Origin of the sequence: Ruegeria pomeroyi DSS-3, from assembly GCF_000011965.2 — a bacterium.
GTDB classification, from domain to species: domain Bacteria; phylum Pseudomonadota; class Alphaproteobacteria; order Rhodobacterales; family Rhodobacteraceae; genus Ruegeria_B; species Ruegeria_B pomeroyi.
Window position 1 is genome coordinate 1,121,482 of record NC_003911.12, and the last position, 13,912, is coordinate 1,135,393.

Sequence of the window (13,912 nt, forward strand, 5' to 3'; positions counted from 1 at the left end):
TTCACAAACGCAACGCGTCCCGGATTACAACCCCCTTCTTCACGTCTCCTGCATTTCCCTGCGCAGGGCGCTGAGGTCCTGATCCGCCGCTTGCGGCCGCGCGCTGGGACGCGGTGTTCGCGTCTCGCCCTTCGGCCGCACCCGGCGCGGCATCACGCGGCCGGGCGCCGGCTGCGGTGCGCTTGTCGAAGGCTCTGCCGGTTCCGGCGCGGCAGGGGCCGTGAGCTGGGTCTGGGCGGGCATGGCCTCGGGCAGGCCGCCGCATGCCGCGGCCCGAACGACCGCCTCCAATGCGTCGGCAAAGGTCTCGGCGCCGGAGGCTTCCCATTCCGGACTGTCCGGGGCCGCCGCCAATGCTTCGGTCAGGGAGATCGGACAGACACCGGCAAACAGGCCCTCGGTCTCGCGCGCGACCCGCGTCTGCACCCGCAGCTTGTCAAGCGGGGTGGTCAGCTTGTCGAACCGGGTGATCAGCAGCAGGCTGCGCTGGCGCACCGCTTCGGGCACCATGCCCCAGGCCGCGGCCTCGGACTGGCGCCAGGCCTGCGTGGCATGTGTGCACCACAGCACGCTGTCGACTTCGGCCAGCATCCGCTCCCAGACCTCGGACGGCATGTTCGGGTCCGAGATGCCGGGAAAGTCGATCAGGTCGCATTCGTCCAGAACCGGCGCATCAATGCCGATTTTGACATACAGGGTCTCTTCCAGGGAAATCTCTTCGAGATCGACAAGCGACATCGGATGCAGGCTGCCATCAAGCGCCGCGCGCTGTGCGGGCTTGTCGCCTTGGACGATCCAGACCGGCGGCAGGCGCGTGGCTGTCACCTGCTCGGGCAGGATGCGCTGACCCAGCAGCAGGTTCGACAGCGTGCTCTTGCCGGCGCTGAATTCCCCCATGATCCCGATGCGAGGCTTGCGGGCCCCTCCCTCTGGCGTCGTCATGCCGCTGCTCCTTCACGTGTGGATTTCGCCGGAGCGTCTGTCTGGCCCGCGTCGCTGGATGTCAGTTCCTTGAGCAGAAGCCCCAACAGCTCTGCCTGCTCCTGTTGCGCGGCGATACCGAACAGATTGTTCAGATCGCCCACGCTGAGCCTTGTTTTTTCCGCCACTTCCATCAGCAAGGCCCGCTGTTCGCTGAAGAAATCCATCAGCCGCTCTCGGGCGTCCTGCCGGATTTCGGCGGTCTGCTGCTCTTTCAGCTCGTGGATGATCGGGGCGGTTTCGGCCTTGATCAGGTCATAGAAGCTGCTGGCATAGGCGCGATAGCCACGCCGGCGCTGCCACCATCCCTTCCACCACGAGGTTTGCAGATCAAGCGCGATCGTCGCGCCGATCGCAACCGGCGGCGGCACTTCGGGCGCGGCGGCGGGGGCGATGCGAAAGCCGCTGACCTGAATGGAAACCGTCTGCTCATAAGTGTCATGGATCGCCGAGGCCGCGTCGCAATAGACCTGGGTACAGGCGGCCAGCAGGTTCTTGCGCATCACCTGATAGCTCGAGCGCAGCAAAATCCGCAGCCCGTCGGGCGCATATTGCCAGGTCTCGTTTTCCCCGTAGCTTTCCAGATGCTGAAGCAGGGATGCGACCGCCCGTTCCAGGAATTTGTTATGGGCCTGATCCACCCGCGCCGAGAAGGTGGCAAAGACCTGATCCAGCGCGGTATCCATCTGCGCCATGCTGACGGATTCCAGGCGCCGCAGCATTTGGTTGAGTGCGGCAGGTTCGATCACCGAGATCTGGTTGCCCTCGATCCGCATCGACGCCACGGTGCAGGCCGCCTGCATGCTGGAAACCTGGTTGGCCGCCCGCTGGCGGACCTCGGAGAGAAGGCGGGCGCCGACGCCGTCGGCAATGCGCTCGCCGATGGTCTGAAACAGGTCAGGCACGCCCGAGAGCTGCCACATCAGCGCGGCGTCGATCTCGGGGTTCTGGACCGCCTCTTGCAGAACTGCCCCGGCATAGCTGCGCAGCGAGGCGGCGCTGCTTTCGTTGAGCGGATGGGTTTGCGGTGCCAGCGCGGCATTGGCCCAAAGCGCGCTGCCAAAGACGATCCGCGGATTTTCGGGCCCGTTCATCTTTTGCAGGGTTGCCAGGATACTGTCGCGGATATCGGGGATCTGATTGATCGGATCGGGCAATTCGTCGATGCGGTTGACAAAGATCACGATGCCCTCAGAACGCACGTTCGAGATCATCCTGATCAGCCCCATATCCACCGAGCTCAGCGCCTGGGACGCCGACAGCACCACCACGCAGAGCCGGCTGTTGCGCAGGGATTTGATGGTGATCTGCTCGCGCATCAGAAAGGTATCGTTCACCCCCGGCGTGTCGCGCAGGCACAGTGGCACCGGCAGCGAGGGCAGCGACAGAAAGAGATCGGCGGATTTGGTGATATCGGCGAACCGGCCTTGCTGGTCGCTGCTTCCCGCCATCTCGAAATCGTCGCCCAGGCAGACATAGCGCTGCATCAGCTCGTCATCCAGATGCCGGTAATCGTGCTTCTGGCCCAGCAGCAGCTCGAACCGGCGACCCAGCCGTTTGCGGGTCTTCTCGCGCATCTCGGCAACCTGCGCCTGGATTTTCTGCAACTCTTCATCGGCGCCGGCGCGCATGGACAACTCGCCGATGCGTCCGCCATTGGCAACCAGATGATCCCATTCATCGCCGTTGAAGAACTGGAAAGAGGCCACCGGATCCTCTTCCCGGCGCGGCGCGTTGAGATGCAGCGAAGTGACGACCGAAGTCCAGGGATTGACATCCGCAGGCAACAGTCCCGGGCGGGCAACCATGGCGTTGACCAGCGAGGTCTTGCCGGATTTGATCTGCCCCAGCATCGTGACGCTGGGCTTAAAATCCTCAAGCTCCTTCAACTGGCGAGCGACCTGGCTGCGGCGACCCTTGCCCTCGAGCGCATGAATGTCCAGCAAGAGATCCTTGAGCTCCTCGAAGTCTCCGGCAAGCCGGGACAGGCTCCCGTGTCCAAGGTGCAGGAAGGGGAGCGCGCGAATGCCGGCGCGCTGGCTTTCTTGGGTCTCGTCCATGACGCTATTGATCCTTGTTGGTCTGTGCGGGCAAGAAATTGATGGGGGCTAGTTACCTTCTTTTTCTGGAACTGGAACAAACAGCCGTGAAAGGCAAAATTGGGGCAAACCAGGGATGATAATTTGTCTTTGTAAATTTTTTTGCGAAATCTGTTAAGAAATTCACTAACATTTTGACAAATGTACCCCGGCGCGTTGGTTTCGCCCTAAGATGCGGAAATCCGCATGAATTAGTGTTTCAATACATCTTGTTATGTGAATTGTTCCTTGGCTTCAGGTCGCGGGCCTGACAGCGACATGACCGGAACACCTTGCAAGCAGAGAGGGAATCGGCTTGAGCAGTGGCAATCCACGTCGCCTTGGAATTGACTTGACCACCTGCTCTTGAAAAACGGTGTTGCGGCCAGGATTCAGGGGCGGTGGCGGTCTCACAGATACCCCCATGCGCCTGGTGCGCGACCCTTGCGCCGGGGTCAGAGCGGATGGATCGTCAGCTGCGGACCGGTGCCTTGCCCGACCTGCTGACAGCATGCGGTTTTGAGAAATTGTCCGGCATGCCAGCGCCTAGATCGTCGGCGAGGTAATCGGCTGTCCGCGCGCGGCTCTTTGTTCTGTTTCCGGGGTGCCGGTCGGCAAGGCCCGTGATCTGGGGCTGGGCTGGGGGCTTTCTTGTGTTTTCAGATGCAAAGGGAGCGCCGGATCAGTGCAAGCGGCCGATGGCGGAGATCGGGCGATCGCCCGGGCGGGCCTGCCGCTCAGGCAATCGCCCGAGACCGCCCGGCATTGCGGCCTGAAAAGAGGCAGCCGCCCAGAAACGTGCCCTCCAGCGCGTTATAGCCGTGATAGCCGCCGCCGCCGAACCCGGCCACTTCTCCGGCGGCAAACAGGCCGGGCACCACCTGGCCATCGCTGCCCAGCATCTGGCCATCCAGGTTGGTATGCAGCCCGCCCAGCGTCTTGCGGGTCAGCACATGCAGGCGCACCGCGATCAGCGGGCCATTGGCGGGGTCGAGGAACTTGTGCGGCTTGGCGGTGCGGATCAGCCGGTCGCCGCGATAGTTGCGCGCGGCGTGGATCGCCATCACCTGCGCATCCTTGGTAAAGGGGTTGTCCATCTGCGCATCGCGCGCCTCGATCTGGGCGCGCAGGTGATCCTCGTCGATCGCCACCTCGCCCAGCTGGTTCATGCCGCGCACCAGCTCGCTCAGGCTGTGGGCGACAACGAAATCCTCGCCATGCTCCTTGAAGGCCTCGACCGGGGCGGTGGCGGATTTGCCCGACAGGATGCGCTGGCGGATCACTTCGGACCATTTGCCCGAGGTGAAATCGGGGTTCTGCTCGGACCCCGACAGGGCGAATTCCTTCTTGATCACCTTCTGGGTCAGCACGAACCAGCTGTAATCATGGCCGGTCTTCAGGATCTCGCGCAGGGTGGTCAGGGTGTCGAACCCCGGCAGGCAGGGCGGTGCCAGCCGGTTGCCGCGCGCGTCGAACCACATCGACGAGGGGCCGGGCAGGATGCGGATGCCATGCTCGGGCCAGATCGGATCCCAGTTGCGCACGCCCTCGGTGTAATGCCACATCCGGTCGCCGTTGATCACATGGCCGCCTGCGCGCTCGGAAATCGCGATCATCCGGCCATCGACATGAAACGGTACGCCCGCCACCATGTTCGGCGGCGGCGCGCCCAGCCGGTCGCGCGGCCAGGCCTTGCGCACCAGGTCGAAATTGCCCCCGATCCCGCCCGAGGTGACCAGGATCGAGGGGGCGTAGACCTCGAACTCGCCGATCTCGTCGCGGTTGGTCCTTTGCCCGCGTTGGGCGCTGTCCTCGGCCAGAACCTCGCCAGAAACGCCGGTCGCGGCGCCGTTCTGCATGATGATATGGCTGACCTGATGGCGAAACCGCATCTCGATCCGGCCCGCCGCCACATGGTCCTGCACCCGGCGCAGAAAGTGCGCCAGCACGCCCGGCCCGGTGCCCCAGGTGATGTGAAAGCGCGGCACCGAGTTGCCATGCCCGTTGGCATAGGATCCGCCGCGCTCGGCCCAGCCTACCACCGGGAACCAGCGCAAGCCCATCCCATGCAGCCAGGGGCGCATCTCGCCGGCGGCGAATTCCACATAGGCCTCGGCCCATTTGCGTGGCCAGGCGTCCTCGGCGCGGTCGAACTGGGCGCTGCCCAGCCAGTCGCGCAGGGCCAGATCGGCGCAGTCGCGGATGCCCATGCGGCGCTGTTCGGGGGTATCGACCATGAACAGCCCGCCCAGCGACCAGAAGGCCTGGCCGCCCAGGAAACTCTCGGGTTCCTGATCCAGCAGGATCACCCGCTTGCCCCGATCGCCCAGTTCGGCGGCGGCGACCAGCCCGGCCAGCCCGCTGCCCACGATGATCGCATCGGCGGTATTCGCGCCCATATCCATCCTCCCCTGTCCTGGCTTCAGCCTAGGACGGGGGCGGGCCAGCAGGCAACGGCGCCGTTGGGTCAGCCGTAGCGCTCGGCGAAACGGCGCAGGATCTCGCCCGGCGCCGTAACCTCGGCCGAATGGCAGAGCTCGATCAGCCGCGCCGCATCCTCGGGCGGGAAATAGCCGTGATCCTTGTAGATTTGAATGCGCTGTTCGAAATCCTGCGCATCCGCTTCCGGGTGGAACTGGGTGGCATAGACATTCTCGCCCCAGCGGATCATCTGAAACGGGCAGGGGTCCGAGGCGACCAGATGGGTGCAGCCCGGTGGCAGCGCCTGCACCGCCTCCTTGTGGCCGACATAGGCCTCGAAAACCGGGGGCAGACCAGCGGTCAGCGGATCGGTGGCGCCGCTTTCGGTGAGCGTGCAGGTCGAGGGGCCGACCGGCTCGCCATAGCGCGCCTTGCTAACCGCGCCGCCCAGATGCGCCGCCAGCACGCCCAGCCCATAGCAGCAGCCCATGAAGGGATGATCGGCACCGGTGATCTGCGGCATCAGCCCCAGGATCGCCGCCTCGATCCGCGCCTCGGTCGCGGGCTTGGTGGCGGGGTCGTCGCTGACACAACCAGGGCCGCCGCCGACGATGACGCCCGCATAGTCGGTCACATCCAGCCCCTCGGGCAAGTCTTCGCAATCCAGCCGGATTCTATGCGCCCGCTCCGGCCCGATCCCGCATTTGTCGAGGATCGAGGCGAACTCGGCATCGGCGGCATCGGTTTCGGGGCGCAGTTGCAGGATCAGAAAGCGTTTCATGGCGCCTGCTCTAGCGCGCAGCGCCCCGCCGGGCAAGCGCGCGCATGGCCAGCAGGGGACCGATCGAGGCTCTGCCGCGCGCTCCGGAGTATTTGGGGTGAAATGAAGAGAGCAGGCGCCGCTGCTTCTTTCTGGTCGGAAATACTCCGGGGGAGTCGCCCGGAACGGGCGGCGGGGGCAGCGCCCCCTGCCTTGGGCGGGTTTAGAGCGCCGCCATGACCTCGTCGGAGGCTTCGAAATTGGTGGTCACGCGCTGCACGTCGTCATCGTCTTCCAGCGCATCGACCAGCTTCATCAGCTTTTGCATCGCTTCAAGGTCCAGCTCGGTCGTGGTCGAGGGTTTCCAGACCAGCTTGGTCGAATCCGATTCGCCCAGCTCCGCTTCCAGTGCCGTCGATACCTCGTTCAGGTCGGTATCGGCGCACCAGATCACGTGGCCCTCTTCCGAGCTTTCCACGTCTTCGGCGCCGGCCTCGATCGCGGCCATCATCACGGTGTCGGCATCGCCCACCGAGGCGGGATAGACCACCTCGCCCTTGCGCTCGAACATGAAGCCGACCGAGCCGGTCTCGCCCAGGTTGCCGCCATGCTTGGTAAAGGTCGAGCGCACGTTCGACGCGGTGCGGTTGCGGTTGTCGGTCATCGCCTCGACGATCACCGCCACGCCGTTGGGGCCATAGCCCTCATACCGGATTTCCTCATAGGCATCGCCATCGCCGCCGATCGCCTTCTTGATGGCGCGTTCGATATTGTCCTTGGGCATGGACTGCGACTTGGCTTCCTTGATCGCCAGGCGCAGGCGCGGGTTCTTGTCCGGATCCGGGTCGCCCATCTTGGCCGCTACGGTGATCTCTTTCGAGAACTTCGAGAACAGCTTTGACCGCGCGGCGTCCTGTCGGCCCTTGCGGTGCTGGATATTTGCCCATTTGGAATGGCCGGCCATGAGGAACTCCCGACGTTTTTGGCTTGACCGCGCTTCTATAGACGAAGGGCCGGGGGAGCTTCAATCCCCGTTGCGCTCTCCGCCGGGGTCGGGAAAATTTGTTGGCTTGTTAAGTAAATTATGCTTTACTCGGGGCAGAGCCTACGACGATGCGACGCGGGCGCTCCCGTGGACGCAGGCCATGTTCAGGGAGGAACAGAACCATGACATTGCGCAAGACAATTGCCGCGATTGCGGCTGCGGCCGGTCTATTCGTGGCCGGTATCGCCCATGCCGAATGGGCGCCCAAGGGCAACCTGACGCTTCAGATCGGGTTCGGCGCCGGTGGCTCGACCGACACCATCGGTCGGGTCGTGGCCAAGGTGATGAAGGAGCAGACCGGCTGGAACGTGATTGCCGAGAACAAGCCGGGCGGCGGCGGTGTCGCCATGTTCGCCGGTATCGCCAACCGCCCCGCCGACGGCTCGGTGGTTGGTCTCGGGGTCAACATGCCGATCCTGGTCAATCTGGTGAACAAGCCGGGCGATCTGGGGTTCGATCTGGACAGTTTCGACTATCTCGGCACCGCGGCCAGGGCGCAGCTGGGCCTGTTTGCACGGGCTGACGCGCCCTTCGACGATGTCGCCGGGCTGATCGAATATGCCAAGGCCAACGGGGCGGCACCGCTTGCCTTTGACGCCAAGCCGCAGGAACTGGCGATGCGCCAGGTGATGGCGAAATCGGGGGCCGAGTTCCAGTTCCTCTCGACCAAGGGCGGGGCCGAGAACCTGAAACTGGTGCTGGGCGGACAGGCCATCGCCGGGTTCGAGGCGGGCGAGCATCTGCCCTTCCTGGAAAGCGGCGAGATCAAGATGATCGCCAGCATGAACAACACCCGCCACAACTATGCCCCCGACATCCCGACGCTGCCGGAACAGGGCTATGACATCTATGTCGATCCGGTGTTCTTCTTTGCCGCCGGCAAGGGCACGCCCGAGGATGCCCGCATGGCGATCACCGAGGCGCTGGCCGCTGCGCTCGACAGCGAAGAGGTCAAGACGGTGGTGATGAACTCGCTGAAATCCCCGATCGAGAACATGGGCCCCGAGGGCACCGAAAAGATGCTGCGCGACGGGCTGGTGAACGTGGGCGCGCTGTTCGGCAAGTGAAGCGCTGGTGATGCAAGCCAAGACAAGCGACCGACTCCTGGGCCTGTGCCTGATCCTGCTGGCGGTGGCGTTTTTCGTCAGCATCATCCCCTGGCAGGCGCAGGCGGCCGATTATGGCTGGCTCAAGCCCCGGACCTTGCCGCGCATTCTGGCGGTGGTGCTGGGCCTTTGCGGTCTGGCGCTGCTGATCCGCCCGCCGGGCGATGTGCGCCCGGGCCGGTTTTACTGGGCACGCGCCATGCTCTTTGCCGGGGTTCTGGTGCTGGGGCTGGCGGCGATGTCCTGGCTGGGTTTTGTCCTGGTCGCACCGCCCATGGCGCTGGTGCTGATGTGGCTTGCGCATGAACGGCGGCCGCTCTGGCTGGTGCTGGGGGCCGCCGGAATGCCCGCCGCGATCTGGTTCACGGTGGCGGTGCTGCTCGACCGCCCGCTGCCCTAACCTCTCATGACGAAAGGCCAAAGATGCCGGAACTGAGCGTCATTCTCGCCGGGTTCGGCGATGCCCTGGCCCCGATCAACCTGCTGTTCATCCTGTTCGGCGTGGCGCTGGGGCAGTTTGTCGGCGCGGTGCCGGGGATCGGGCCGGTGATGGCGACGGCCATCGCCATTCCGTTCACCTTTGGCATGGACCCGCTCACTGGCATCGCCTTTCTGGTGGGGGTGAACAAGGGCGGGCTGGTGGGTGGTGCGATCCCGGCGGTGCTGCTCAATACCCCCGGCACCCCCGATGCGGCGGCAACCGCGCTTGACGGCTATCCGCTGGCGAAACAGGGCAAACCGCTCAAGGCGACCAAGATGGCGCTGTTCTCCTCGATCACCGGCGACACGTTCAGCGATATCGTGCTGATCACCGTTTCGGCGCCAATGGCGATCCTGGCGCTGCGCATGGGCCCGGTCGAGGTGCTGGGCCTGATGCTGCTCGCCTTTGCGGTCATTGCCGGGCTGATGGGTCAGTCGCTGGTCAAGGGCGTGGTGGCCATCGCGCTGGGCCTGATGGCGGCGATGGTGGGCACCGACCCCGAACATGGCTCGCCCCGGCTGATATTCGGCAATTACGAGCTTTACGACGGGTTGCCACTGGCCTCGGTCGCCATCGGCATGCTGGCAATCTCGGAACTGCTGAAACGGCTGAGCGAGACGAGGGGCACCGTGCGCCCGGCGATCACCCTGCCGCGCAACCAGCCGCGCGCCGACCGCAGCGTCAGCTGGGCCGAATACTGGGGCTGCCGCTTTACCATGTTGCGCGGCGCGGTGATCGGCACCATCCTGGGGGCGCTTCCGGGCATCGGCTCGACGGCGGCGGCCTTCATGTCCTATGCCTCGGCCCGGCAGGCATCGAAAGAGCCAGAGAGCTTCGGCAAGGGCAGCCTGCACGGCATCGCCGCGTCCGAGTCGGCCAATTCCTCGGTCATGGGCGCCAACATGATCCCGATGCTGACGCTCGGCATCCCCGGCAGCGTCAGCGCCGCGCTGATCATCAGCGCCTTCATGATCCACGGGATCCAGCCCGGCCCCTTCCTGTTCTCGCAACAGGGGCAGCTGGTCTATGGCCTGTTCGGGGCGATGATCATCGCCAACCTGATCAACCTCTGGGTCGGGCAGCTGGGCTTGCGGTTCTGGGTGCGGGTGGTCTCGGCGCCGGAACCCTTCATCTTTGCCTCGGCGCTGCTGATGTGTTTCGTCGGCGTGGCACTGGCCTCGGGCGGGCTGTTCGGCATCGGGGTGATGCTGGTCTTTGCGCTTCTGGCCTATGTCATGTCGGCCTTCGGCATCTCGGTCGTGGTCTTCATCATCGCCTTCTTTCTCGGCCCCCGGCTGGAAATCTCGCTGTCGCAGACGCTCGCGCTGCTGAATGGTCAGCCGCAAAAGCTGCTCGACTATCCGTTTGCGCTGGTGCTGATGGCGCTGGCACTGGTCACGGCGGTGGCGCTGGCGCGCCGCCGCGACACCGAGAGCGAAACGCGCTGAGCCTGTGGCCCTTCTCTCCGGCGCGGGGTAAGCTGCTTTGATGACCGGAGTTTTCGCCCATGACGCTTGACCAGATCCTGCTCTTCTCGCTCTTTGCGGCGGTCTTTGCGCTGCTGCTCTGGGGTCGGTTCCGCTATGATCTGGTGGCGTTCTCGGCCTTGTTGACCGGTGTCGTGCTGGGGCTGGTCCCGGTCAAGGACGCGTTTTCCGGCTTTGGCCATCCCGCCACCATCGTGGTGGCGCTGGTGCTGGTGGTCTCCGCCGGGCTGGTGCGATCCGGCGCGGTGTTCCTGATCACCCGCACGCTGGTCGATGCCTCGCGCGGGCTGGGCGCCCATATCGCGCTGATGGGCGGGATCGGCGCGGTGCTGTCGGCCTTCATGAACAATGTGGCGGCGCTGGCGCTTCTGATGCCGGTCGATATTCAGACCGCGCGCAAGGCGGGGCGGGCGGCGGCGCTGACGCTGATGCCCTTGTCCTTCGCCACGATCCTGGGCGGCATGGTCACGCTGATCGGCACGCCGCCCAATATCATCATCGCCTCGATCCGGGCCGAGGCGCTGGGCGAGCCCTATCGCATGTTCGATTTCGCGCCCGTTGGCGGCGCGGCGGCGCTGGCGGGACTGATCTTTGTCGCCCTGATCGGCTGGCGCCTGATCCCGACGCGCGGCGGCGGCGCCGCCGAGGCGGCCGAGGCGCTGGCCGAGTATATCGCCGAACTGACGGTGCCCGAAGGCTCGCCCCATATCACCAAGCGTCTGGCCGAGCTGGATGCCGAGGCGGAAAAGGCCGACGTGGCAATCCTGGGCCTGATCCGCGACGGTCAGCGCCGCTATGGCCGCGCCGCCAACACCATCCTGGCCGCTGGCGACACGCTGGTGATCGAGGCCACGCCCGAGGCGCTGGACGAGTTCCGCGCCGCGCTCAGCCTCGATTTCTCGGACAAGGAGCGCCAGCAGGCGCTGACGGCGGCGGGTGAGGGGCTGGACGTGATCGAGGTGGTGGTGACCGACGGTGCCCGCATCGCCGGGCGCACCGCGCAGGGGCTGGGCCTCAGCTGGCGGCAGAACACGGTGCTGATGGGGATCTCGCGTCAGGGCACAAGGATAACCCAGCACATTCGCCGGACCGAGGTGCAGCCGGGCGATATCCTGCTCTTGCTCTGCCCGCGCGACCGGGGGCCGGATGTGACCGAGTGGCTGGGCTGCCTGCCACTGGCCACGCGGGGCCTGAGCGTCACCGCCAATGACAAGACATGGCTGGCCATCGGCCTCTTTGGCGCGGCGGTGCTGGCGGCCTCGGTCGGGCTTCTCTACCTGCCGGTGGCACTGGGGCTGGTGGTTGTGGCCTATGTGCTGACCGGTATCCTGCCCATTGCCGAGCTCTACGACCATATCGAGTGGCCGGTGGTGGTGCTTTTGGGCTCGATGATCCCGCTGGGCGCGGCATTGGAGGCCTCGGGCGGTACCCAGCTCATCGCGGGCGGGTTGGTGACACTGACCGAGGGTTGGCCTGCATGGGCCATCCTGACGGTGCTGATGGTGGTGACGATGACGCTGTCGGATGTGCTCAACAACACCGCAACGACCATTGTTGCCGCGCCCGTGGGCATCCAGATGGCCAATGCGCTGGGTGTTTCACCCGACCCGTTCCTGATGGCGGTGGCAGTGGCGGCCTCGGCGGCATTCCTGACCCCGATCGGGCACAAGAACAACACGCTGATCCTTGGCCCCGGCGGCTATCACTTCGGTGATTACTGGCGGATGGGTCTGCCGCTGGAGCTGCTGATCGTCGCGGTCACCATCCCGGCTATTCTGCTGTTCTGGCCGATGTGACCGGATCGGGAGCCGGTATCGGAAAATTGCAAATTTTCCGACCCGTTTTCCGTGCCGGAAAACGGCGCCGCTATTCGGCAAAGCTCGCGATCTGATCCAGAGGTTTCTTGATCTTGGCCACCTCGGGCACGGTTGCTTCCTCGGTTGGGTGGCCTACCGCGATGATCATCGTGGGTTTCTCTGAGGCGGGCCGTCCCAGCGCGTCATTCAGGAACCGCATCGGGTTGGGCGTATGGGTCAGCGCGCACAGCCCCGCATGATGCAGCGCCGCCAGCAGGAAGCCGGTGGCGATATTGACGCTCTCGGGCACGTAGTAGTTCTTGTACCGGGTGCCGTCGTCGAACTGCCCCCAGCGCTGGGCAAAGACCACGATTAGCCAGGGCGCCACGGTCAGATGCTCTTTCACCGCATTGGTGCCGATGGGTTCCAGCGCCTTGATCCACTCGTCGCCCGCACCACCCGCATAGAACCGCCGCTCTTCCTCTTCGGCCTCCTCCCGGATCCGTGCCTTCAGCGCCGGGTCCGCGACGGCCACAAATTGCCAGGGCTGGTGATTGGCGCCCGAGGGCGCGGTGCCCGCCGTACGGATGCAGGCCTCGATCACCGCGCGCGGTACCGGCCGGTCAGAGTAATCGCGCACCGTATGGCGCCGCCGCATGGTGTCGTGAAACGCCTCGGCCGCCGCCAGCATCTGGTCATCACTCATCTCGACCCGGTCGGGCAAGGGCAGGGCGGCGTAGCTCAGCGCGTCACGGGCAAACATGTCATCTCCTTGATGGTTGCCCCTTTATCCGGTGCGCTCAACCGGCAATCAAGCCCCGGCTCGCAGCCCGGCGCACGGCGCGGGTCAGGGGGGCAAGCGCCGGGGTCAGCACCCGGCTCACCTGCCAGGTCAGGGGCACATCCAGCGGCGCCTGCGGCAGCAGCGGATGCAGATTGCCCTGCGCCACATGCTGCCGGATCAGGCTTTCGGGATTCATCCCCCAGCCGACCCCGGCTAGCGCCGCATCGACAAAGGCATGGGTCGAGGGCAGGAAATGGGTGGGCGGTGTCAGAGCCTCGGCGACATGCGCGGCGATCCAGGCTTTTTGCAGCCGGTCCTTGGGACTGAAGGTCAGGCAGGGCGCGCGCGCCAGCGCCGTCGCGGTGACCCCTTCGGCGAACCAGTCTTGCATGAAGCCGGGGCTGGCGGTCGCGATATAGCGCAGCGCGCCCAGCGGGTGCGCGTCGCAGCCGGGCACCGGCTTGCCATGGGCGGTGATCGCGGCGGCGACCTCACCGCGCCTGAGCCAGTCGGCGGAATGGTCCTGATCGTCGATCACCAGATCGAACAGCACATCTTCGACCCCGGTCATCGCCTCCAGAAACCAGGTGGCAAGGCTGTCGGCATTGACAGCGATCCGCACCCGTACCGGCCCGGCACCCTGGTCCAGCGCCAGATCGCGGCTCACCTGCGCCTCCAGCAGGCCCACATCCTCGGCATGGCGCGCCAGCCGCAGACCGGCGGCGGTGCCCGTTGCCGGCGGGCCGCGCTGGATCAGCGCCAGGCCCACCTTCTCTTCCAGCGCGCGGATGCGCTGGGACACCGCCGACGGGGTGACCGAGAGCGCCCCGGCGGCGGCCTCGAAACTGCCCAGTCTCAGGATGGCGGCCAGCGCGGCAAGCTGTTGCGGGTCGAACTGCATTAGAGTTCCTAATTCAGACTAACAATCTTTAACTGGATTAAAGTCGCGCCGCTCTCTAGTCAAACCCGGCAA

Annotated in this window: 11 protein-coding genes; 4 read left to right on the plus strand and 7 right to left on the minus strand. The window is 65.3% G+C overall.

Annotation, left to right across the window (positions count from 1 at the left end; translation table 11 throughout):
- Positions 1-39 precede the first annotated feature (39 nt).
- The 5 genes from SPO_RS05420 to SPO_RS05440 all read right to left on the minus strand — a co-directional run bounded on the left by SPO_RS05420 (position 40) and on the right by SPO_RS05440 (position 7,204).
- A complete protein-coding gene (locus SPO_RS05420) occupies positions 40-942 on the minus strand; it encodes a dynamin family protein (RefSeq protein WP_011046815.1) in 903 nt (300 codons plus the stop codon).
- A complete protein-coding gene (locus SPO_RS05425) occupies positions 939-3,041 on the minus strand; it encodes a dynamin family protein (RefSeq protein WP_011046816.1) in 2,103 nt (700 codons plus the stop codon). Before SPO_RS05425 ends, SPO_RS05420 begins: the two co-directional genes overlap by 4 nt.
- A 755-nt stretch (positions 3,042-3,796) precedes the next feature.
- Positions 3,797-5,458 (minus strand): FAD-binding dehydrogenase, encoded by a 1,662-nt coding sequence (locus SPO_RS05430; RefSeq protein WP_011046817.1) that lies wholly within the window; start codon positions 5,456-5,458, stop codon positions 3,797-3,799.
- A gap of 68 nt (positions 5,459-5,526) precedes the next feature.
- Positions 5,527-6,261, minus strand: coding sequence for a glutamine amidotransferase (locus SPO_RS05435; protein ID WP_011046818.1), 735 nt, complete (start codon positions 6,259-6,261; stop codon positions 5,527-5,529).
- Between the two features lie 202 nt (positions 6,262-6,463).
- A complete protein-coding gene (locus tag SPO_RS05440) occupies positions 6,464-7,204 on the minus strand; it encodes a YebC/PmpR family DNA-binding transcriptional regulator (RefSeq protein ID WP_011046819.1) in 741 nt (246 codons plus the stop codon).
- Positions 7,205-7,407: 203 nt separating this feature from the next.
- Between SPO_RS05440 and SPO_RS05445 the strand changes: the two genes are divergently transcribed.
- Genes SPO_RS05445 through SPO_RS05460 form a run of 4 tightly spaced genes read left to right on the plus strand, consistent with a single transcriptional unit; the run spans position 7,408 to position 12,155 of the window.
- Positions 7,408-8,352, plus strand: coding sequence for a tripartite tricarboxylate transporter substrate binding protein (locus SPO_RS05445; RefSeq protein WP_011046820.1), 945 nt, complete (start codon positions 7,408-7,410; stop codon positions 8,350-8,352).
- 10 nt (positions 8,353-8,362) lie between these two features.
- On the plus strand, positions 8,363-8,791 hold the full coding sequence (locus tag SPO_RS05450; RefSeq protein WP_044027981.1) for a tripartite tricarboxylate transporter TctB family protein: 429 nt from the start codon (positions 8,363-8,365) through the stop codon (positions 8,789-8,791).
- Between the two features lie 23 nt (positions 8,792-8,814).
- Positions 8,815-10,320, plus strand: a complete 1,506-nt coding sequence (locus SPO_RS05455) for a tripartite tricarboxylate transporter permease (RefSeq protein ID WP_011046822.1) — start codon at positions 8,815-8,817, stop codon at positions 10,318-10,320.
- Positions 10,321-10,379: 59 nt separating this feature from the next.
- Positions 10,380-12,155 carry an SLC13 family permease gene (locus SPO_RS05460; RefSeq protein WP_011046823.1) on the plus strand — a complete coding sequence of 592 codons (1,776 nt, stop codon included), beginning with the start codon at positions 10,380-10,382 and terminating at the stop codon, positions 12,153-12,155.
- A 70-nt stretch (positions 12,156-12,225) separates the two neighbouring features.
- On the opposite strand, the gene SPO_RS05465 is transcribed toward SPO_RS05460, so the two are convergent.
- Positions 12,226-12,918 carry a nitroreductase family protein gene (locus SPO_RS05465; protein ID WP_011046824.1) on the minus strand — a complete coding sequence of 231 codons (693 nt, stop codon included), beginning with the start codon at positions 12,916-12,918 and terminating at the stop codon, positions 12,226-12,228.
- 37 nt (positions 12,919-12,955) lie between these two features.
- Entirely contained in the window at positions 12,956-13,840 is an 885-nt protein-coding gene (locus SPO_RS05470) for an ArgP/LysG family DNA-binding transcriptional regulator (RefSeq protein WP_011046825.1), read from the minus strand.
- Between the last annotated feature and the right edge of the window lie 72 nt (positions 13,841-13,912).

Bases quoted from the DNA above. Each gene is read 5' to 3' on its own strand.
- SPO_RS05465 (WP_011046824.1), bottom strand. From the start codon at position 12,918: ATGTTTGCCCGTGACGCGCTGAGCTACGCCGCCCTGCCCTTGCCCGAC.
- SPO_RS05420 (WP_011046815.1), bottom strand. From the start codon at position 942: ATGACGACGCCAGAGGGAGGGGCCCGCAAGCCTCGCATCGGGATCATG.
- SPO_RS05470 (WP_011046825.1), bottom strand. From the start codon at position 13,840: ATGCAGTTCGACCCGCAACAGCTTGCCGCGCTGGCCGCCATCCTGAGA.
- SPO_RS05425 (WP_011046816.1), bottom strand. From the start codon at position 3,041: ATGGACGAGACCCAAGAAAGCCAGCGCGCCGGCATTCGCGCGCTCCCC.
- SPO_RS05440 (WP_011046819.1), bottom strand. From the start codon at position 7,204: ATGGCCGGCCATTCCAAATGGGCAAATATCCAGCACCGCAAGGGCCGA.
- SPO_RS05435 (WP_011046818.1), bottom strand. From the start codon at position 6,261: ATGAAACGCTTTCTGATCCTGCAACTGCGCCCCGAAACCGATGCCGCC.
- SPO_RS05460 (WP_011046823.1), top strand. From the start codon at position 10,380: ATGACGCTTGACCAGATCCTGCTCTTCTCGCTCTTTGCGGCGGTCTTT.
- SPO_RS05445 (WP_011046820.1), top strand. From the start codon at position 7,408: ATGACATTGCGCAAGACAATTGCCGCGATTGCGGCTGCGGCCGGTCTA.
- SPO_RS05450 (WP_044027981.1), top strand. From the start codon at position 8,363: ATGCAAGCCAAGACAAGCGACCGACTCCTGGGCCTGTGCCTGATCCTG.
- SPO_RS05430 (WP_011046817.1), bottom strand. From the start codon at position 5,458: ATGGGCGCGAATACCGCCGATGCGATCATCGTGGGCAGCGGGCTGGCC.
- SPO_RS05455 (WP_011046822.1), top strand. From the start codon at position 8,815: ATGCCGGAACTGAGCGTCATTCTCGCCGGGTTCGGCGATGCCCTGGCC.